This window comes from Aminobacter sp. Y103A (assembly GCF_030294925.1).
GTDB lineage: Bacteria > Pseudomonadota > Alphaproteobacteria > Rhizobiales > Rhizobiaceae > Aminobacter > Aminobacter ciceronei.
Genome location: NZ_AP017986.1, coordinates 4457551 through 4476268, shown reverse-complemented (window position 1 = coordinate 4476268; position 18718 = coordinate 4457551). Strand labels below are relative to the sequence as shown.

Annotated in this window: 12 protein-coding genes and 1 riboswitch; of the genes, 6 read left to right on the top strand and 6 right to left on the bottom strand. The window is 63.2% G+C overall.

The window, feature by feature from the left end; all coding sequences use genetic code 11:
• Positions 1-108 precede the first annotated feature (108 nt).
• Positions 109-882, top strand: coding sequence for a histidinol-phosphatase (hisN, locus tag Amn_RS21935; RefSeq protein WP_286291850.1), 774 nt, complete (start codon positions 109-111; stop codon positions 880-882).
• Between the two features lie 6 nt (positions 883-888).
• Here hisN and Amn_RS21930 read toward each other — a convergent pair whose 3' ends face one another.
• On the bottom strand, positions 889-1848 hold the full coding sequence (locus Amn_RS21930) for an alpha/beta fold hydrolase (protein ID WP_286291846.1): 960 nt from the start codon (positions 1846-1848) through the stop codon (positions 889-891).
• A 464-nt stretch (positions 1849-2312) separates the two neighbouring features.
• Here Amn_RS21930 and Amn_RS21925 point away from each other — a divergent pair, with 464 nt between their 5' ends.
• Positions 2313-2780, top strand: coding sequence for an Hsp20 family protein (locus tag Amn_RS21925; RefSeq protein WP_154386971.1), 468 nt, complete (start codon positions 2313-2315; stop codon positions 2778-2780).
• 74 nt (positions 2781-2854) lie between these two features.
• Here Amn_RS21925 and Amn_RS21920 read toward each other — a convergent pair whose 3' ends face one another.
• Positions 2855-3904: a threonine aldolase family protein gene (locus Amn_RS21920; RefSeq protein WP_154386972.1), complete on the bottom strand. Its 1050-nt coding sequence runs from the start codon at positions 3902-3904 to the stop codon at positions 2855-2857.
• A gap of 501 nt (positions 3905-4405) precedes the next feature.
• On the opposite strand from Amn_RS21920, the gene gltB reads away from it, so the two are divergent.
• Positions 4406-9136 (top strand): glutamate synthase large subunit, encoded by a 4731-nt coding sequence (gene gltB / locus Amn_RS21915; RefSeq protein ID WP_067958341.1) that lies wholly within the window; start codon positions 4406-4408, stop codon positions 9134-9136.
• Between the two features lie 116 nt (positions 9137-9252).
• Positions 9253-10707: a glutamate synthase subunit beta gene (locus tag Amn_RS21910; protein ID WP_067958344.1), complete on the top strand. Its 1455-nt coding sequence runs from the start codon at positions 9253-9255 to the stop codon at positions 10705-10707.
• A gap of 160 nt (positions 10708-10867) precedes the next feature.
• On the opposite strand, the gene Amn_RS21905 is transcribed toward Amn_RS21910, so the two are convergent.
• From Amn_RS21905 to Amn_RS21895, 3 genes are all read right to left on the bottom strand, one after another.
• A protein-coding gene (locus tag Amn_RS21905; protein ID WP_185910139.1) for an IS1182 family transposase occupies positions 10868-12237 on the bottom strand; the annotation gives its coding sequence in 2 pieces (ribosomal slippage) (positions 10868-11679 and positions 11679-12237; 1371 coding nt in all).
• Positions 12238-12331: 94 nt separating this feature from the next.
• Positions 12332-13573, bottom strand: a complete 1242-nt coding sequence (locus Amn_RS21900; protein ID WP_286291836.1) for an SGNH/GDSL hydrolase family protein — start codon at positions 13571-13573, stop codon at positions 12332-12334.
• A gap of 15 nt (positions 13574-13588) precedes the next feature.
• On the bottom strand, positions 13589-14806 hold the full coding sequence (locus tag Amn_RS21895) for a lytic murein transglycosylase (RefSeq protein WP_154387497.1): 1218 nt from the start codon (positions 14804-14806) through the stop codon (positions 13589-13591).
• 247 nt (positions 14807-15053) lie between these two features.
• Here Amn_RS21895 and galU point away from each other — a divergent pair, with 247 nt between their 5' ends.
• The gene (gene galU, locus Amn_RS21890; RefSeq protein ID WP_263006234.1) at positions 15054-15941 is read left to right on the top strand and encodes a UTP--glucose-1-phosphate uridylyltransferase GalU; all 888 of its coding nucleotides are present in this window, start codon (positions 15054-15056) and stop codon (positions 15939-15941) included.
• Positions 15942-16004: 63 nt separating this feature from the next.
• Positions 16005-16187: riboswitch (cobalamin riboswitch) on the top strand.
• Positions 16188-16234: 47 nt separating this feature from the next.
• Positions 16235-16969 carry a 5,6-dimethylbenzimidazole synthase gene (gene bluB / locus Amn_RS21885; RefSeq protein WP_067966194.1) on the top strand — a complete coding sequence of 245 codons (735 nt, stop codon included), beginning with the start codon at positions 16235-16237 and terminating at the stop codon, positions 16967-16969.
• Here bluB and Amn_RS21880 read toward each other — a convergent pair.
• Entirely contained in the window at positions 16966-18651 is a 1686-nt protein-coding gene (locus Amn_RS21880) for an outer membrane beta-barrel protein (protein ID WP_263006235.1), read from the bottom strand. The genes bluB and Amn_RS21880 overlap by 4 nt on opposite strands.
• Between the last annotated feature and the right edge of the window lie 67 nt (positions 18652-18718).

Below are 18718 nucleotides of genomic sequence, written 5' to 3'. Positions count from 1 at the left end.
CGCTGCACAAAAGTCAAGGCGCCTTTGGGCTTTTTAATTCACGGTGATGTGGTTATTGCCGAGCGGGGTCGTGGCGTGTCATCCACGCCACAGTTGGAGATGGGGTGAATGATGGTCGACGCCGGGTTTATGCGACGGATCGCAACTGCAGCAGCAGCCGAGACGCTGCCGAGATTCCGGCGTCTCGCGGCGGTGGAAAACAAGCTTGCCAGCGGTTTTGACCCGGTCACCGAGGCCGACCAGGAGGCCGAGCGTGCCATCCGCGCGCTGATCAATGCCGAATTTCCCGATCACGGCATTCTCGGCGAGGAGCATGGCAGCGAAAACCTCGGCAACAGCCATGTCTGGGTGATCGACCCGATCGACGGCACGCGTGCCTTCATCTCCGGCCTGCCGGTTTGGGGCACGCTGGTCGGGCTGACCGTCGACGGCGATGCGGTCGCCGGCCTGATGTCGCAGCCTTTCACCGGTGAGCTGTTCTACGCCGACGGCAAGGGCGCGCATTACGAGGGCCCGGGCGGGCCGCGCAAGCTTGCCGTGCGCAAGACCACGTCGCTTGCCGATGCGACGATGTTCACCACGACGCCAAGCCTGTTCAAGGGCGAGATGCGCAAGCGCTACGACCATCTCGAGAGCCAGGTCCAGCTCGCCCGCTACGGCACCGATTGCTACGCCTTCGCCATGGTTGCGGCGGGCCAGGTCGACATCGTCGTCGATCCGGGACTCAAGCCCTACGACATCGTGGCGCTGATCCCCATCATCGAGCAGGCCGGTGGCATCGTCACGACCTTCGAGGGCGGCCCGGCGGAAAATGGTGGCGACATCATCGCGGCGGCAACGCCCGAGCTGCATGCTGCGGCCCTGAAGGTGCTGATGGGCTGAAGCAGCCTATTCGACCGTCACAGGCGTTCCCGGCACGAAAGCGCTGAACGCCGCGAGCAGTTGCTCGCGGTAGATGTCGACTTCTTGCAGGATCTCGTGGCGGGCGCCATCGATGGTCAGCATTGAGGCGACACGGCATCCGTGGACATATTGCTCGACGTCGCGCGTCGAGACCACCTGGTCGGCCCCGGCCGTGACAATCAGCATCGGCACCTTGAGCGAGGCCATGAAGGCTGGGTCGCGCACGGTTTCCGAGGCCGTCGCAGCCGCCCGCAGCCAGGCGATCGTCGGCCCGCCGACGGAGAGTTCGGGATAGGTCTCGTAGAGCAGGATGTTGCGGCGATAGCGACGTTCGTCGCTGGTCAGCTTGTTGACAGCAAAGGGCGTGCCTTCGCGCGGCCGCGGGCCCCAGGCGGCGTAGAGCCTGCCGAGGCCGATCCAGCACAGCAGCGTCGTGATGCGCCTGATAGCTGACATCGAGAACGGCGCGCCGACGACCGACAGGAACGGCGCCACCAGCACCATGCGCTGAACGCGGTTGATCATCGCCGGTGCGGCGAGAAGGGCGATCAAGGCACCGCTTGAATGGGCAAGGATGAAGAATGGGCCGCGGCAGTCGGGCAAGACGATCTGCTCGAAGAAGGCCTCGAGATCCCTGACATAGTGGTCGAATGTCTTGACGTGGCCGCGGTGACGGTCGCGCAGCAGCCGCTCGGATGCACCCTGGCCACGCCAGTCGAAGGTGGCGACGGCATGGCCGCGTACTGACAAATCGCGAATGGTCTCGAAATACTTCTCGATACACTCGTTGCGGCCCGGCAGCAGAATCACCGTGCCCTTGAACGGGTGCGAAGTCGCGGGAAACAGGCCATAACGCAACTGCTTGCTGTCATGTGCGTTGAAGTGGCCGACGGTTGCCCGCTCGGGTACCGGATTGCCGGGGATTTCGTGGAACAAGTCCGTCATCAGCGCTCGGCTTGGCACTCGCTGCCGTGGGATCTGGCGATACGAGGGTGATAGAAAGCCGCACCGAGAAAATCAAAGGAAATCCGTGCGAAGCGGAAACGCCAATCGGAATCGAATGAGGCCGAAGGCAGCTTGCGGGTTGCCTTCGGCCTCTGTCGTTCCGGGAGGAAGGGACGTTGCAACCCGGTTCGGCTTCGTCGGCGGCATTATGTGGTGCCGCCTGTTCTTGAACTTGGGTGCACTCTAGGCCGGCCGACCTGAACGGATACCGAAGGGGCGGTTCATCTTCGGTTCATCCTGGCGGCGGTGAAAAAGCTCTCGCAAAGATGTCTTGAAATGGCTTTGGGCGCCCCCCAAATGTCTCCTGCGGCGCCCAATATCGGGGCCGCTGATCACCGCCGGGACGCCAGAATGGGTTTCGGCACAGGTCATGCGCAAACCTTGTTGCTCACTGGAGAACACCCATGCGTCACGTTGATTTTTCCTCGCTCCACCGCTCGACTGTCGGCTTCGACCGTCTGTTCAACATGCTTGATGGCCTTGGCCAGCCTGACGGCGGCACCACCTATCCGCCCTACAACATCGAGCGCACCGGCGAGGACGCCTACCGCATCAGCATGGCGGTCGCAGGCTTCTCGGAAACCGAGATTTCGATTGAAGCCCATCGCAATGTGCTGACGGTCAAGGGCGAGCGCGCCAATGAAAGCGCCGGCGAAGGTTCGGAGCTGCTCTATCGCGGCATCGCCTCGCGTGCCTTCGAGCGGCGCTTCCAGCTTGCCGACCATGTCGAGGTCGTCGGCGCGACCCTCAAGAACGGCCTGCTTCACATCGATCTCAAGCGCAACATTCCTGAAGAGCACAAGCCTCGCAAGATCGAGATCTCCGCTGCTCCAGCGAAGGCCAAGCAGATCGAGGCCAACACGGTCAACTAAGACTGCTCCTCCCAAGCAGCAAAGGCGGCGCCTCCAGCGCCGCCTTTTTTGTTGTCCGCTATCCGTAACTGCGCCTAACGCAGCAGTTCGCTGAACCGGCCGATGTCGTCTGAGGTGGTGGCGAAGGAGGTGACGAAGCGATAGAGCGCCTCGTCATCGCTGATCTGCCCGGCGAGCGACGTCGGGGTCGGCCAGGTGTAGAAGGCGGCACCTGCCGCCTGGGCCTTTTCGGCAACATCCTTCCTGATGATGGCGAAGACCTCGTTGGCCTCAGGCTGCCAGCCGAGGCGCGCAACGGCCGAGCTTTCGAAAGCCTGGGCAAGACTCGCCGACATCGCATTGGCGTGACGCGCCGTTTCCAGCCACAGGCCGCCGTCGAAATAGGCGTCGAATTGCGCCGAGATGAAACGCGCTTTGGAGAACAGCTGGGCCGAACGCTTGCGCAGGAAGGCCATTTCCCTGGCACGGTCGAGATCGAACATGACGATCGCCTCGGCGCACCAGCAGCCGTTCTTGGTGCCGCCGAAGGAGATGATGTCGACGCCGCGTTTCCAGGTCATTTCCGCCGGCGAGACGTCGAGAGACACCAGCGCATTGGCAAAGCGGGCGCCATCCATGTGCAGCGGCAGCGCATGCTTGCGGGCGACGGCGGAGACGGCCGCGATATGGTCGAGACGATAGATGGTGCCGACCTCGGTCGCCTGGGTGATGGAAATCGCCGCCGGGCGTCCGCCGTGGACGTTTTCGGAGGCGTAGCGGCCGATCGCTCGCTCGAGATTGCCGATGTCCATGCGCCCGAGCGTTCCATCGACCGGGTAGAGCCGCGAACCATGAGAAAAATACTCAGGCGCGCCGCATTCATCCTCGAGAATGTGCGCCTCGCGGTGGGCAAAGGAAATGCCACCGGGCTTGCCGTATGCGGCGAGCGAAAGCGAATTAGCTGCGGTGCCTGTGGCGACGAAGAACACCGCCACCTCGCGCTCGAAAACTTCGGAGAACCGTGCATAGACGGCCTTGTCGAGCTCGCCGTCGCCATAGGCGCGGCTGAAGCCCGCAGCACTGGCATGCAGTCTCTCGGAAATCTTGGGGTGAGCGCCGGCCCAATTGTCTGATGCGAAGAACATTTTCGTCGGTCCGTAATATGGCTGCGGGAGACTGCGTGGCAGGGGGTAGGCGCGAGCTAGACCGGATTTGCCGATCTTCGGCAAGTGCGGGGTCCAGAAATCGATTGAGGCAGGAAAAGTGCTGTTTTGACCGGGTGTTCAAAAATTACGCCATGCGACGGTTTGACGTAATTTTCGGTCTTTGCAGAGGCGGAAAATTCGTGAATCGGTCTTGTGCGTATTCAAGAATTCTGTCATACAAAATTTAGGACAGCAGTGCTGTCTTATTTATCTGCCCAATACGAACCGGATTTGGCGTATGATGACGCTGCGTCCGGCTTCCGCTGCGGGCTAGGGTCAGGGCTGAGGTCGGAGCAATCCGTTCACGTCTGTCCCGACTGCGGTTTAGCGCCGACGAACGGCGCTGGGCCGCTGCATATCGAGCATATCTGAAGGTGAACGGATCGGCATACTGCCGTCCCAAGGCAAACTGCCCGGATCGGGCTGGAATGGAGATAGACGATGACGGAGTTGACGCCATCTGTGACGACGGGTTTTGTGCCGGCCGCGCAGACGAAAGCGGCCAACAATAAAACCGATCATCTCCGAACCACCACCGGCTATGCAGCGCATGGCCTCTACGATCCGCGCAACGAACATGACGCCTGCGGCGTCGGTTTCATCGCCCAGATGAAGGGCATCAAGTCGCACCAGATCGTCAAGGACGGTCTGTTCATGCTCGAAAACCTGACGCATCGCGGCGCCGTCGGCGCCGATCCGCTGATGGGCGATGGCGCCGGTGTCCTGGTGCAGATCCCCGACCGGTTCTTCCGCGAGGAGATGGCCAAGCAGGACATCGATCTGCCGGCACCCGGCCAGTATGGCGTCGGCCACTGGTTCATGCCGCAGGATGCTGCGACGCGCGAACATGTCATGGACATCATCCGCGAGTCGGCGCAGTCGGAAGGTTTGCCGCTGATCGGCTTCCGCGATGTGCCGGTCGACAACGCCTCTTTGTCGAAGGCACCTGATATCGCTGCTTCCGAGCCGTTCCATTGCCAGGTGTTCATCGGGCGCACGCCCGAAGTCGACGACGATGAGGAGTATGAGGCGCGCCTCTATTTGCTGCGCAAGGTCATTTCCGGCCGCATCTATGCCGAGCACAACAACAAGGACATCGGCGCCTATTGCGTGTCGCTGTCAGCGCGCACCATCGTCTACAAGGGCATGTTCCTGGCCTTCCAGGTCGGCGCTTATTACAAGGACCTTTCCGATCCGCGCTTCGAGACGGCGCTGATCCTCGTCCACCAGCGCTTCTCGACCAACACGTTCCCGTCATGGAAGCTGGCGCACCCCTACCGCATGGTCGCCCACAACGGCGAAATCAATACGGTGCGCGGCAACAACAACTGGATGGCGGCGCGCCAGGCCTCGGTCGACAGCGAGTTGTTCGGCAACAACATCTCCAAGCTCTGGCCGATCTCCTATGAGGGGCAGTCGGATACGGCGTGCTTCGACAACGCGCTCGAGTTCCTGTTCCAGGGCGGCTATACGCTGGCGCATGCCATGATGATGCTGATCCCGGAAGCCTGGGCCGGCAACAAGTCGATGGATGCCGACCGCAAGGCCTTTTACGAATATCACGCGGCCCTGATGGAGCCGTGGGACGGTCCGGCTGCGGTGTGCTTCACCGACGGCCGCCAGATCGGTGCCACGCTCGACCGCAACGGCTTGCGTCCCGCCCGCTACATGGTCACCGACGACGATCGGGTCATCCTGGCGTCCGAAGCCGGCGTGCTGCCGGTTGATGAAAAGAGAATCATCAAGAAGTGGCGTCTGCAGCCCGGCAAGATGCTGCTCATCGACCTGGTCAAGGGCCGCATCATCTCGGACGAGGAGATCAAGTCCGAGATCGCGACCAAGCACCCCTACACGAAGTGGCTGTCCAACACCCAGCTGATCCTCGAGGAACTGAAGCCGGTCGAACCGCGTGCGCTGCGCAAGGACGTCTCGCTGCTCGATCGCCAGCAGGCCTTCGGCTACAGCCAGGAAGACACCAAGCTCCTGATGTCGCCGATGGCGACGACGGGCCAGGAAGCAGTCGGCTCGATGGGCACCGACACGCCGATCTCGGCGATGTCGGACAAGTCGAAGCTGCTCTACACCTACTTCAAGCAGAACTTCGCCCAGGTCACCAACCCGCCGATCGATCCGATCCGCGAGGAGCTGGTGATGAGCCTGGTCTCGTTCATCGGTCCACGCCCGAACATTCTCGACCTCGTCGGCACGTCGCGCCGCAAGCGTCTGGAAGTGCGTCAGCCGATCCTCACCAACGCCGACCTGGAGAAGATCCGCTCCATCGGCCACACCGAGGAAAGCTTCGACACCAAGACCATCGACGTCACCTATGCCGCATCGGAAGGTGCTGCCGGCATGCAGGGTGCGATCGAGCGTCTGTGCGAGCGCGCCGAGGCGGCGGTCGCGGGCCGCTACAACATCATCATCCTGTCCGATCGCCAGCTTGGTCCGGACCGCATCGCCATCCCGTCGCTGCTGGCGACGGCGGCCGTGCACCATCACCTGGTTCGCAAGGGCCTGCGCACCTCGGTCGGCCTTGTCGTCGAATCGGGCGAGCCGCGCGAGGTGCATCACTTCTGCTGCCTTGCCGGCTACGGCGCGGAGGCGATCAACCCGTATCTGGCCTTCGACACGCTGACCGACATGCACAAGCGGGGCGAGTTCCCGCCTGAAGTGGATGGCTCGGAGGTCGTCGGCCGCTACATCAAGTCGATCGGCAAGGGCATCCTCAAGGTGATGTCCAAGATGGGCATCTCCACCTACCAGTCCTATTGCGGCGCGCAGATCTTCGACGCCATCGGGCTGAAGACCGACTTCGTGGAGAAGTACTTCACCGGCACGGCGACCAACATCGAAGGCGTCGGGCTGGAAGAGGTGGCGACCGAGACCGTCAGCCGTCACGAATCGGCCTTCGGCGAAGACCCGGTTCTGCGCAATGCGCTCGAAGTCGGCGGCGAGTACATGTATCGCATGCGCGGCGAAGCCCATGTGTGGACGCCTGACGCGGTTGCCTCGCTGCAGCACGCCGTGCGTTCGGGCTCGTGGGCGACCTTCAAGGAGTTCTCCGCCCAGATCGACAGCGAAACAGCACGTGCCCAGCAGATCCGCGGCATGTTCCGCATCAAGCTGGCCGAGGAGAGCGGGCGCAAGAAGGCCGCGCTCGACGACGTCATGCCGGCGGCCGAGATCGTCAAGCGTTTCTCGACCGGTGCCATGTCCTTCGGCTCGATCAGCCGCGAGGCGCACAGCACGCTTGCCGTTGCGATGAACAAGATCGGCGGCAAGTCGAACACCGGCGAGGGCGGCGAGGAGCCCGACCGCTACCTGCCGCTGCCCGGTGGCGGCGTGAACCCCGAGCGTTCGGCGATCAAGCAGGTGGCTTCCGGCCGCTTCGGCGTGACGACGGAGTATCTCGTCAACTCCGACATGATGCAGATCAAGGTGGCGCAGGGTGCCAAGCCCGGCGAGGGCGGCCAGTTGCCTGGTCACAAGGTCGACGCGACGATCGCCAAGACCCGCCACTCGACCCAAGGTGTCGGCCTGATTTCGCCGCCGCCGCACCATGACATCTATTCGATCGAAGATCTGGCGCAGCTGATCTACGACCTGAAGAACGTCAACCCGGCAGCCGACGTGTCGGTCAAGCTGGTGTCGGAAGTGGGCGTCGGCACGGTTGCGGCAGGTGTCGCCAAGGCGCGCGCCGACCACATCACGATATCAGGCTATGACGGCGGCACCGGTGCATCGCCGCTGACCTCGCTCAAGCATGCCGGCAGCCCATGGGAAATGGGCCTCGCCGAGACGCATCAGACGCTGGTGCTGAACGGCCTGCGTTCGCGTGTCGCGCTCCAGGTCGACGGCGGCCTGCGTACCGGCCGCGACGTCGTCGTCGGCGCTCTGCTGGGCGCCGACGAGTTTGGCTTCTCGACCGCGCCGCTGATCGCGGCGGGCTGCATCATGATGCGCAAGTGCCATCTCAACACCTGCCCGGTTGGCGTCGCCACCCAGGATCCGGTGCTGCGCAAGCGCTTCAAGGGCACGCCCGAGCACGTCATCAACTACTTCTTCTACGTCGCTGAAGAGGTGCGCGAGCTGCTGGCCGAAATGGGTTACACCCACCTCGATCAGATCATCGGTGACGCCGACCTGCTGGAAAAGCGTGAGCTGATCAACCACTGGAAGTCGCGTGGCCTCGACTTCTCCAAGGTGTTCTACAAGCCCGATGCGCCGCGCGAAGCCGTCCACTGGACCGAGCGCCAGAAGCATCCGATCGACGACGTTCTCGACCGCAAGCTGATCGCCGAGGCGAAGGCGGCGCTCGAAACGCGCCAGCCGGTGAAGATCGAGGCAACCATCCGCAACGTCGACCGCTCAGCCGGTGCGATGCTGTCGGGTGAGGTCGCCAAGCGCTTCCGGCACAAGGGCCTGCGCGAGGACACCATCTCGGTGAAGCTGACCGGGACCGCCGGACAGTCCTTCGGTGCCTTCCTGGCACGCGGTATCTCGTTCGAGCTGGTCGGCGACGGCAACGACTATGTCGGCAAGGGCCTGTCCGGCGGCCGCATCGTCATCCGCCCGTCGGATGACGCCCGGATCGTTGCCGAGGATTCAATCATTGTCGGCAACACCGTGCTTTACGGTGCGACCGAAGGCGAGTGCTACTTCCGCGGTGTCGCCGGCGAACGTTTCGCCGTCCGCAACTCGGGCGCCGTTACCGTCGTCGAAGGCGTGGGTGACCATGGCTGCGAATACATGACGGGCGGCGTGGTGGTGGTCATCGGCAAGACCGGCCGCAACTTCGCAGCCGGCATGTCGGGCGGCGTCGCCTATGTCCTCGATGAGGAAGGCGATTTCGCCGAGCGCTGCAACATGGCGATGGTCGAGCTCGAGCCGGTCCCTGAAGAGGACGACATGCTGGAGAAGCTGCACCATCACGGTGGCGACATCGCCCATAAGGGCCGTGTCGACGTCTCGGGCGACATGACACGCCATGACGAGGAGCGCCTGGTTCAGCTGATCTCGAACCATATGCACTACACCGGTTCGACCCGTGCCAAGCAGATCCTGGACGACTGGGCGAGCTACCGACCCAAATTCCGCAAAGTCATGCCGGTGGAGTACCGCCGCGCACTGATCGAGATGGAGCGCATGAGGATGGGCGTCGCGGCGGAGTAAGCCGTGACGATCTTCCGGCGGCGCCCGAACAGGGCGCCTGCCATCGCATGCTTCATTTGAAGTGGTGGAATTCTAAGCCCGCGCCGAGGTGCTGGGCATGACTGACGAGAGTTACGATGGGCAAGGTTACAGGTTTTCTCGAAATTGACCGGCAGGTGCACAAGTACCAGCCGGCTTCCGACCGCATCCGGCACTTCCGCGAATTCACGCTGCCGATGTCGAACAAGGAAGTCGAAAAGCAGGCTGCGCGCTGCATGGATTGCGGCATTCCGTTCTGCCATGGCCCGACGGGCTGTCCGGTGCACAACCAGATCCCGGACTGGAACGACCTCGTCTACAATGGCGATTGGGACAACGCGATCCGCAACCTGCATTCGACCAACAACTTCCCCGAATTCACCGGTCGCATCTGCCCGGCACCTTGCGAGGAAGCCTGTACGCTGAACCTCGAGGACATTCCTGTCGCCATCAAGACCGTCGAGCAGGCGATCGCCGACAAGGCTTACGAGACCGGTTACATCAGGCCTTATCCGCCGGAGAAGAAGACCGGCAAGAAGATCGCTGTCATTGGTTCCGGCCCTGCCGGCATGGCAGCGGCGCAGCAACTCGGCCGCGCCGGCCACGACGTGCATGTCTATGAGCGCGAGAGCCGTCCCGGCGGCCTGCTGCGTTTCGGCATTCCTGATTTCAAGATGGAGAAGCACTATATCGACCGTCGTGTCGAGCAGATGACGGGCGAAGGCGTGACGTTCCATTGCGGCGTCAATGTCGGCGTCGACAAGCCGGTGACCGAGCTCCTGGCCGAATATGATGCCGTGCTTTACTGCGGCGGCTCCGAAACGCCGCGTCCGGCGGGCATTCCCGGCGACGACCTTAAGGGCGTGCATGACGCGATGCCTTACCTCGTCCAGCAGAACAAGCGCGTCGGCGGCGAAGACATCCAGTCGGTTGCCTGGCAGTCGGAACCGATCGTCGCTGGTGGCCTGCATGTCGTCGTCGTCGGCGGTGGCGATACGGCGTCCGACTGCGTCGGCACCGCATTCCGCCAGGGGGCCGTGCGCGTTACCCAGCTCGACATCCGTCCGCAGCCACCGGAGCGCGAGAACAAGCTCGCCGTGTGGCCCTATTGGGCGACCAAGATGCGCACCTCGTCCTCGCAGGCCGAAGGCGCGCAGCGCGAGTTCCAGGTGGCGACGCTGGAGTTCATCGGCGAGGAAGGCCAGCTGACCGGCGTGAAGTGCTGCGAAGTCGACGACAAGCGCAAGCCGATCCCGGGCACCGAGTTCGTCATCCGCGCTGATCTCGCCTTCATCGCCATCGGCTTCGCCGGGCCGCTCGCCGACGGTATGGTCAAGGAACTCGAGGGCAAGCTCGAGATCACCACCGACAGCCGCCGTTCGACCAATGTTGCCGCCAACGACCGCGACTACAAGACCAATGTGGACAAGCTCTATGTCGCCGGCGACGTGCGCCGCGGCCAGTCGCTTGTTGTCTGGGCGATCCGCGAAGGCCGCCAGGCCGCGCATTCGATAGATGCCGACCTGATGGGGTCGAGCGTCCTGCCGCGTTAAGCTGGCCGGAACCAAGCAAACAAAAAAGGCGCCGCGAGGCGCCTTCAGACTGCTGACAAACCCCGTCGAATTTCGGCGGGGTTTTGTTTTGTGGGTTGATTGAGCTTTTGGATTGATGTCGGGGAGCAGATGCCAGTGCCGTTGCGAGCCGGCTTTGGCCTCATGCGAGGCTTGGTTTTGGCTTTGGCCAGAGGCTGATTGCGATCTTTTTCATGTTCTGGGCGGCGGCTGCGATCAGGCACTGGCAGGCGACGCGTGTTCGCCCTCGGAAGCGGGCATAGCGATGGCCGAAGAGCTGCTTGGCATCGGCGAAGGATCGCTCGACCGTCTCCTTGCGGCGTCGATAGATCGCCTTGCCCCATGCGGTTAAGCGGTTGGCATCGACCCGCTCGCGGACATCCTGCCAGACATGGCGCGTGATGGTGCGCTCGGCCTTGGCGTTTGATGTGCAAGACGCCAGCAGCGGACAGTTGCGGCAGATCGTCGGGTCGCTCCTGTAGTGGCGATAACCGCCGCGATCGGTGGTGGCGTAAGTGAGCAACTGGCCCTGCGGGCAACGATAGCCGTCAAGGTCCGGCTCATGGACGAAAGCGCCCTTCCTCATCTTGCCAGGCTTTGGCCGGGGCGGGTTGCGATAGCCGACGACACCGTGGATGTTCCTGTCCTCCAGGCCCTTGGCGATGCCTGGCGTGGCATAGCCGGCATCCAGCCCCGCCGCCGTGACGTCGAAGCCGAAACGCTCCACCTGGCGGTCGAGCCGGTCGAGATAGACGATCGAGTCATGCACGTTGGCCGGCGTGGCAAACGTGTCGGTGATGATGCCGAAGCCGCCATCCACCGTGCGGTGATCGAGATAAAAGAAGCCCTTCGGCTTGCCCTCGCGCACCATATAGCCTGCCTCAGGATCGGTGCGCGAGACCTTCGTCTCTTTCACCGCAGGCTGCCGCTCCTGCTCCTTCAGCGCCTTCTGGCGTGCAACGCCCGTTCGGCATCGATCGCCCGGTCGAGCTCGCCCCAGTAGTCGGCACGCGACTTGGCGACCATGGCAAGGTCGTACTTGCCCTTGTTGGCATTGGCCTTCAGGTGCGTGCTGTCGGTGTAGAGCACCGTGCCGTCGACCAAGCCTGCCCCGATCGCCTGCTCGACAATGCGGTCGAAGATCGCCTGCGCGATCGTCTCGTCCTGGTAACGCCGGCGTCGGTTCTGCGACAATGTCGAGGCGTCGAACACCTTGTCCGTCAGCTTCAGCCGCAGGAACCACCGGTAGGCGACATTGACCTCGATCTCTCGCACCAATTGCCGCTCCGAGCGCACCCCGAACAGGTAGCCGATGAACAGCGCCTTGAACATCAAAGTCGGATCAAGTGGCGGGCGACCATTGTCGGCGCAGTAAAGCGGCGCTGTCAGATCGTGGATGAACGAGAAATCGATAACACCATCGATCTTGCGCAGAAGGTGATCAACTGGAACCAGTTGATCGAGCGTGACGATCTCAAGTGCGGTTTGTTCAGGGCCGGCTCGCTTCAACATCACCCACTGAATCACAACCCCCCAACTCTCGCCAGGGGTTTGTCAGCAGTCTGAAGGCGCCGCGAGGCGCCTTTTTCGTTTCCGGTCGACAACCTTAGCGCCTGATGATGGCGGTCGTCGTTTCGGTTCCTTGCGCTGCAGGCAGCGGCTTTGGCGGCCAGGAGAAGTCGTCGATGCGGCCGGCAGGTGCTGCGGGGGCGATGCCTTGCACGGCAAGCTTTTCGCCTGGAGAACGCGGGTCGGACGTGGCAGCCGTCTGGCCGCCGAGAAGCTCCGTGCCACCGTCGAGTTCCGGATCGGAGAGCGAGACCGGCACCGTCCGGTCGATGTTGACAGGCACATTGAGTTCGCCGGGCGTCGCCTGCGGCAGGCTTGCCGGCACGACGGTTTCGGTACCTTGAGGCGTGATGCCGAGCAGCTTGTTCAGCGGCTTTTCGGCGAAGAAGGCGAGCTTGCGTTTGCCGGCGCGGGTGACGTTGATGCCGTCGTCGGCGCGCAGGCGCACCGGCTGGCCGTTGATGTCGGGGCCGCTGGTGACGAAGGCGCCGGCCTCGTCGACGAAGCCGTCCCAGACATCGACGAATTCGCTGCCTGCGGCTTCCGTTGCAGCACGGTAGATGTCGTTGAAGGCGAGCATGTCGGTGTTCATCTTCGACGACTTGAAGGCGGGCATGCCGACCCACAGGAACGGCACCTTGGTGTCGGCGATGGCCTTGGCCAGCTTGTCCGCGCGCGCCGTGTACTCCTTGGTCCAGGCGGCGCTCATCGGTGGCTCGCGGGTGTCGGCGACCCGCATCTGCTGGCGGTCGTTAGAGCCCATCATGATGATGACGGCGGCAGGCTTTTCCTGCTCGATCAGCGCCTTGGCTTTCTCGGGCCAGTTGTAATAGTCCTCGCGGACGAGGCCCGACGAGCCGTTGGTCTTGTCGATGACCCTGATCTTGGCATTCTCGGCAAAGACCGTGCCCAGCCCCTCGGCAATGCCGCCGCCGAGGAAGTCGCCGATGACCAGCACGACACGCGCGTCAGCCAGCTTTTCGACCACCGGAACGGCCGGATCGGCAGCTCTGCCGACATTGCCGGCGGTTGCCTTTGGCTTGCGTGGCGTCTTGCGGATCTTCTTGCGCGGCTGTGGCTCGTCAATGATGAAGGGATCGACGCGCGGTTCGCGGCGCGGCATGAACAGGTCGCGCAGGGACCATTTGCGCAGAATGCCTTCCTGCGCCACGGCCGGCGTCGGCATTGTCGACGAAATGGCGGTCAAGGCGACCGCCACCGCGACCAGTGGCGTCGTCAGGCGCAACAGCGAAAACCGCGGACGACGCGTGAATGCCAATACAGCCTCCGGTTGCTAGTTACGCCGCAGGAACTTCAGCACTTCCATGCTCGGATGACCGTCCGGCGTCAAGCCCAGCTGTGCCTGAAATGCCTTGATGGCCGAGCGCGAACCTTCGCCGATCTTGCCGTCGCTCTTGCCGTCGTAATAGCCATGCGCCGACAGGCGCTTCTGCAACTCCTGCTTTTCCTCGAAGCTGAGCTTGGTGAACGGCCGCTTCCAGTCCTGCACCAGGCCACCATAGCCGGCGATCTCGTCGGCAAGAAGGCCGACGGCGAGCGCGTATTTGTCGGCGTTGTTGTAGCGCTTGATGACCGAGAAATTCTTGGTCATCAGGAAGGCCGGTCCGCCGCGGCCGTCCGGCACCTTGAGGGTGGCAACGTCGGAGCCGCGCTTGAAGGCCTTGCCGTTGGCGCGTTCGATGCCGAGCGATGCCCATTTGTCGAGCGTCAGCGATCCCGTCGGGAACTTCTGACCCTCGGGCAGCACCACTTCGTAACCCCAGGTCTTACCGGCCTGCCAGCCGTTCTTCTTCAGAAGGTTGGCTGCGGTGGCGAGCGCGTCGGGCACGGAGTTCCAGATGTCGCGCTTGCCATTGCCGTCGGCATCGACCGCGTAGGCCTGGTAGCTGGTCGGGATGAACTGGGTGTGGCCCATCGCGCCGGCCCAGGAGCCGACGAGGTGACTTTCGTCGATGTCGCCGCGCTGCAGGATTTTCAGCGCCGCGATCAGCTGGGTGCGGGCGAACTTCGCCCGGCGCTGGTCGCCATAGGCGAGCGTCGCCAGCGAGCGCACGACATTGCGCATCACCTTGTCGTTCTTGAGAATCTCGCCGTAGTTCGATTCCATCGACCAGATGGCGAGCAGGATGTAGCGGTCGACGCCATACTTGGCCTCGATGCGGTCGAGCCAAGGTTTCCACTTGCGCGCCATCTCGCGACCGACAGCAATTGACTGGTCATGGACGCGATTGTCGAAATAGTCCCAGACGGGCGCGGTGAATTCGGGCTGAAAGCGGGCCTTTTCAAGTACTTCGGGGTCGGCCGAGGTCACGCCACGAAAGGCGCGGTCATAGGTCGAACCGGAAATCCCGTTGTCTGCGGCGACGGAGCGGAAGCTCGCCACCCAGCGCTGGAAACCGGCTTCGGCGGCCGCCGGGCCGGCCGGAAGCATCAATGCCAGCGAAAGGGCAGCGGCGCTCAGGAGGCCTTTGGCGGTCTTGCGAAGGGGCATTCTTTCCTCCTTGGAGAGATCAGAAACACGATTCATCGCCGATGCCGGTTATCAATCAGTTTACCATAGACCCGTTGGGGAACGAAAAGCGGGTTGAGGGATTGTCCACCTAGCTGTTCGGACAATCAAGATCGCGTGATCAATGGTCTTGCCCGCTGTCGCTGAATATGTGAACGCATTCAGTATTCATCAATTCGGGCGTGGCAAAGTTGGCGTCCGATACATCCCTCTATCGGACGACCACGCAATGAAAAGAGTTCGCAAGGCAGTTTTTCCGGTCGCGGGCCTTGGCACGCGTTTTCTGCCTGCCACCAAGTCTATCCCCAAGGAAATGCTGACTGTGGTCGATCGCCCTGTGATCCAGTACGTGGTCGACGAGGCGCGCGAAGCGGGCATCGAACATTTCATCTTTGTCACCGGCCGCAACAAGGCGGTCATCGAAGACCATTTCGACGTCCAGTTCGAACTTTATGATACGCTGGCCCAGCGCGGCAAGACCGAGCAACTGGAGCGCCTGCAGCGGTTGCAGCCGGCCCCGGGCCAGACCTCGTTCACGCGACAGCAGGTACCGCTCGGCCTTGGCCACGCAGTGTGGTGTGCGCGCGAGCTGGTCGGCGACGAGCCCTTCGCGCTGCTGTTGCCCGACATGATCATGCAGTCGGAAAAGAGCTGCATGCGCGAGATGGTCGAGCTCTATGCCGAAACCGGCAACAACATCATCGCCGTCCAGGAATGCGACCCGGCCGAGGCGCACAAATACGGCATCGTCGGCAAGGGCAAGTCGGTTCACACCGGCTTCGAGATCGAGGGCATGGTGGAAAAGCCCAAGCAGGGCACGGCACCCTCGAACCTGTTCATCAATGGCCGCTACATTCTGCAGCCGGAGATTTTCAAGATCCTGGCAAGCCAGGAGCGTGGCGCTGGCGACGAGATCCAGCTGACCGACGCCATGCTCAAGCTCGAGAAGATGCAGTCCTTCTACGGCTATCATTATCGCGGCCGCACCTTCGACTGCGGCTCGCCGGAAGGTTTCGTCGAAGCCAACGTTGCCTTTGCCTTGTCGCGCTCCGATCTCAGCAGGAGCATGGCCGGCGTCATCGAAGGGCTGCTCGGCGAGATCAAGCTGGGCAAATAAGCCACATGTCGCCTGTGCGTCAGGATTGGACGCACGGTGCGATGGCTTTCGGCCGCTGCTGCCGCTAGAAATACCCTGCCAGGTGCCCGCAGCGATGCGGGAGAATCGGGAACACGGTGCAAATCCGTGGCGTGCCCAACGCTGTAAGAGGGACCGTATCGGCAGAGGCCACTGTTCATCCAACGGGAAGGCGCCGCAGACGGGTTGAACTCGAGCCAGAAGACCGGCCCGGCAGACATCGACCTCCGCATGGTCAGGCGGAGGGAACCGACATGCTCGCCAGGGGATATGCGATGCTTGCTGACCAGTTGAAGGCCGCTTCAGGCTGTTTCGATATCGCCGCACAGGATGCCGTTTACCGCGCCATCTTCACGCGCCGCGACGTTCGCAGCCATTTTCTGCCTGATCCGATCGACGACGATGTGCTGGCGCGGCTGCTGCTGGCTGCCCATCACGCGCCGTCGGTCGGCTTCATGCAGCCGTGGAACTTCATCGTCATCAGAGATCGCGAACGACGCGAGCGGGTCCGCGACCTGTTCTTTGCGGCGCGGCAGCAGGAACTGCCTGAGATCGCCGAGGAGCGGCGGGAGCTGTACCGCAAGCTCAAGCTCGAAGGCATCTGCGAAAGCCCGCTCAACCTGGTCATCACCTGCGACCGCAGCCGTTCGGCAAACTCTCCGCTCGGGCGATGGCACAATCCCGAGATGGACCTCTTCAGCACCGTCTGCGCAGTTCAGAATTTCTGGCTCGCCGCGCGTGCCGAGGGCATAGGCGTCGGCTGGGTCAGCATCCTCGATCGCGAGGCGCTGAAGCAGTTGCTAGGCATTCCCGATCACGTCGTGCCGGTGGCCTATCTCTGCGTCGGCCACGTCAGCGAATTCGCCGACAAGCCCGATCTCGAGCGCCATGGCTGGGGATGCCGTCTGCCGCTTGCCGAGCTGATCATGAGCGAGGTCTATGCGGGGCAGGGGGAGACGGCCTTGAGGGCCGCAGCCGCCGCGATCGGCGGTTTGCCCCAAGCAGGTTAGCGCTGGATTTTCAACCCGACGAAGACGCTGTTGGTCTTGGCGTCGCGGAACGGCAAGGTGCTGTCGAAGGTCTCATGGCGCAGCTTGCCGGTCAGGCCGGCGTAGCGGTTGAGCCACCAGGTCAGGCCCGCTTCGGCGCTGAGCCTCAGCTCGTGGTCGTTCGAGCTGGCATAGTCGCGGTAGCCGACGCCGCCGGCGAGGAATGCAGTCAGGTTGGAACGGATCTGCCGTTCGACGCTGAGGCGGCCGTTGTAGAGCACCGAACCGCTGTCGCCGGCAGTGGTCGAACCTTCGACCAGGGTTTCGCCGGTCAGGCCGACGATCGTGCCGCGCATCGGCGACCATCTGAGATCAGCGGCAATCGTCGCGGCGGAAACCGTCTTCAGCCGGTCGTCGTCGAAATCCTCCGAAATCCAGCCGGCCGAAATCTCGCCGCCGAATTTTTCGCCCATGTCGATCTCGACGCCGGCGCGGGCGCCGGTACGCTTGGACGAGCGCTCGAAACCGGCGGTGTCGAAGCGCAGGTCATAGACCCGGCGGCCGAATTCGACCTCGCCAAAGGGCGTCAACGCCGGTGAGACCTCGTAGCCGACGCGGACCTTGCCGGTATAGAGCCTGGAGTCGCGGTCCTTCTGTGAGAGCGTGGTGCCGTCGGTCAGTTCGGCGTCGCTGTAGCTTTCGTCGACAGCTTCGCCGGTCACTCCGAAGCGGAACTTGCCGACGGCCTTTTCGACACCCAGCGCGCCGTTCAGCGTGTGCAGGGTCGGCCGCTCGGCGGTGCCGGAGATGACCACGGGCGACGACGTCGATTCCGGGCGCATGCTGTAGCCGAGCCGCGCCAATGCGCGCATGTCGTCGGCGAGATCGAGCTGCAGCCGCCCGTCGATGCCGCCGCTGAGATCCTTGACCTCCTGGCCGGAGATGGATTTTCGGTAGTTGCCATAGGCGTCGATGGTCGCCGAATGGCTCTCCCAATCGGACGCGGCGTTCAGCCTGAGAGTCGTCTCGGACAGAACGGCCGACTTTCCGTTAAAGCTGGAATCCGCATTCGACGTCGCGGTGACGCCCTGTTCAAGGCTCGGCTTCAGAACGAAGGTGCCGAAACGGATGCCAGTCGGCTCGAACGGGTTCGCATCCGGCTGAGGCCTGCGGCCTTCGATGGCGCGCTGGCGCTCGGCTTCGGGTCCGTTCTCGATCTCCGTTTCGGAATCGACGGTGCCCTGGCGCACGGTGCCGGTGGTCAGCTCTTCGTCGGCTGCCGGCACTGCTGGCCGCTCGGCAGCCGTCGGCGCGGCGGTGCCGGCCAGCCGCTCGCGTGCCTCGCGGGCGCGCTGGCGCGCGGTCGTGGGCGGACGGGCGGATGGCAAGGAGCCGGCCGATGTGCCGTCGGCGTTGGGCGGTTCGCTGAACAAATCGGTGGCCTCAGCGTCAGCCTGGGTTGGAATCGCGCCGGGGCTGACCGGCTGGTAGGCCGGTGCCTGGTCCTGCGCCTGCTCGGCCGCAGGGCGCCTTTTGTAAAGCCGCAGGGTGTTGTTGATGTCGTCTTCGCTGACCGGTCCGCGCAAGGCGGTTTCCTGGGCATGCAGCGGTGCGGCGCACAGCAACGTCGCCACGCTTGCCGTCGCCAGCAAGATGCGGAGTGCCGTGGTCTGTGTCCGTTGCTCCGGCCTGATCTGCGCCATCTTTCCCACTGCTTCGCCGACGCAAGGGCGTCGCACTTACCAACTGGTAAATCGCCATGGTTAACGG

Excerpts from the sequence above, each read along its gene's own strand:
- Amn_RS21895 (WP_154387497.1), bottom strand. The coding sequence starts at position 14,806 with ATGCCCCTTCGCAAGACCGCCAAAGGCCTCCTGAGCGCCGCTGCCCTT.
- gltB (WP_067958341.1), top strand. The coding sequence starts at position 4,406 with ATGACGGAGTTGACGCCATCTGTGACGACGGGTTTTGTGCCGGCCGCG.
- Amn_RS21925 (WP_154386971.1), top strand. The coding sequence starts at position 2,313 with ATGCGTCACGTTGATTTTTCCTCGCTCCACCGCTCGACTGTCGGCTTC.
- Amn_RS21920 (WP_154386972.1), bottom strand. The coding sequence starts at position 3,904 with ATGTTCTTCGCATCAGACAATTGGGCCGGCGCTCACCCCAAGATTTCC.
- hisN (WP_286291850.1), top strand. The coding sequence starts at position 109 with ATGATGGTCGACGCCGGGTTTATGCGACGGATCGCAACTGCAGCAGCA.
- Amn_RS21910 (WP_067958344.1), top strand. The coding sequence starts at position 9,253 with ATGGGCAAGGTTACAGGTTTTCTCGAAATTGACCGGCAGGTGCACAAG.
- bluB (WP_067966194.1), top strand. The coding sequence starts at position 16,235 with ATGCTTGCTGACCAGTTGAAGGCCGCTTCAGGCTGTTTCGATATCGCC.
- Amn_RS21930 (WP_286291846.1), bottom strand. The coding sequence starts at position 1,848 with ATGACGGACTTGTTCCACGAAATCCCCGGCAATCCGGTACCCGAGCGG.
- Amn_RS21880 (WP_263006235.1), bottom strand. The coding sequence starts at position 18,651 with ATGGCGCAGATCAGGCCGGAGCAACGGACACAGACCACGGCACTCCGC.
- galU (WP_263006234.1), top strand. The coding sequence starts at position 15,054 with ATGAAAAGAGTTCGCAAGGCAGTTTTTCCGGTCGCGGGCCTTGGCACG.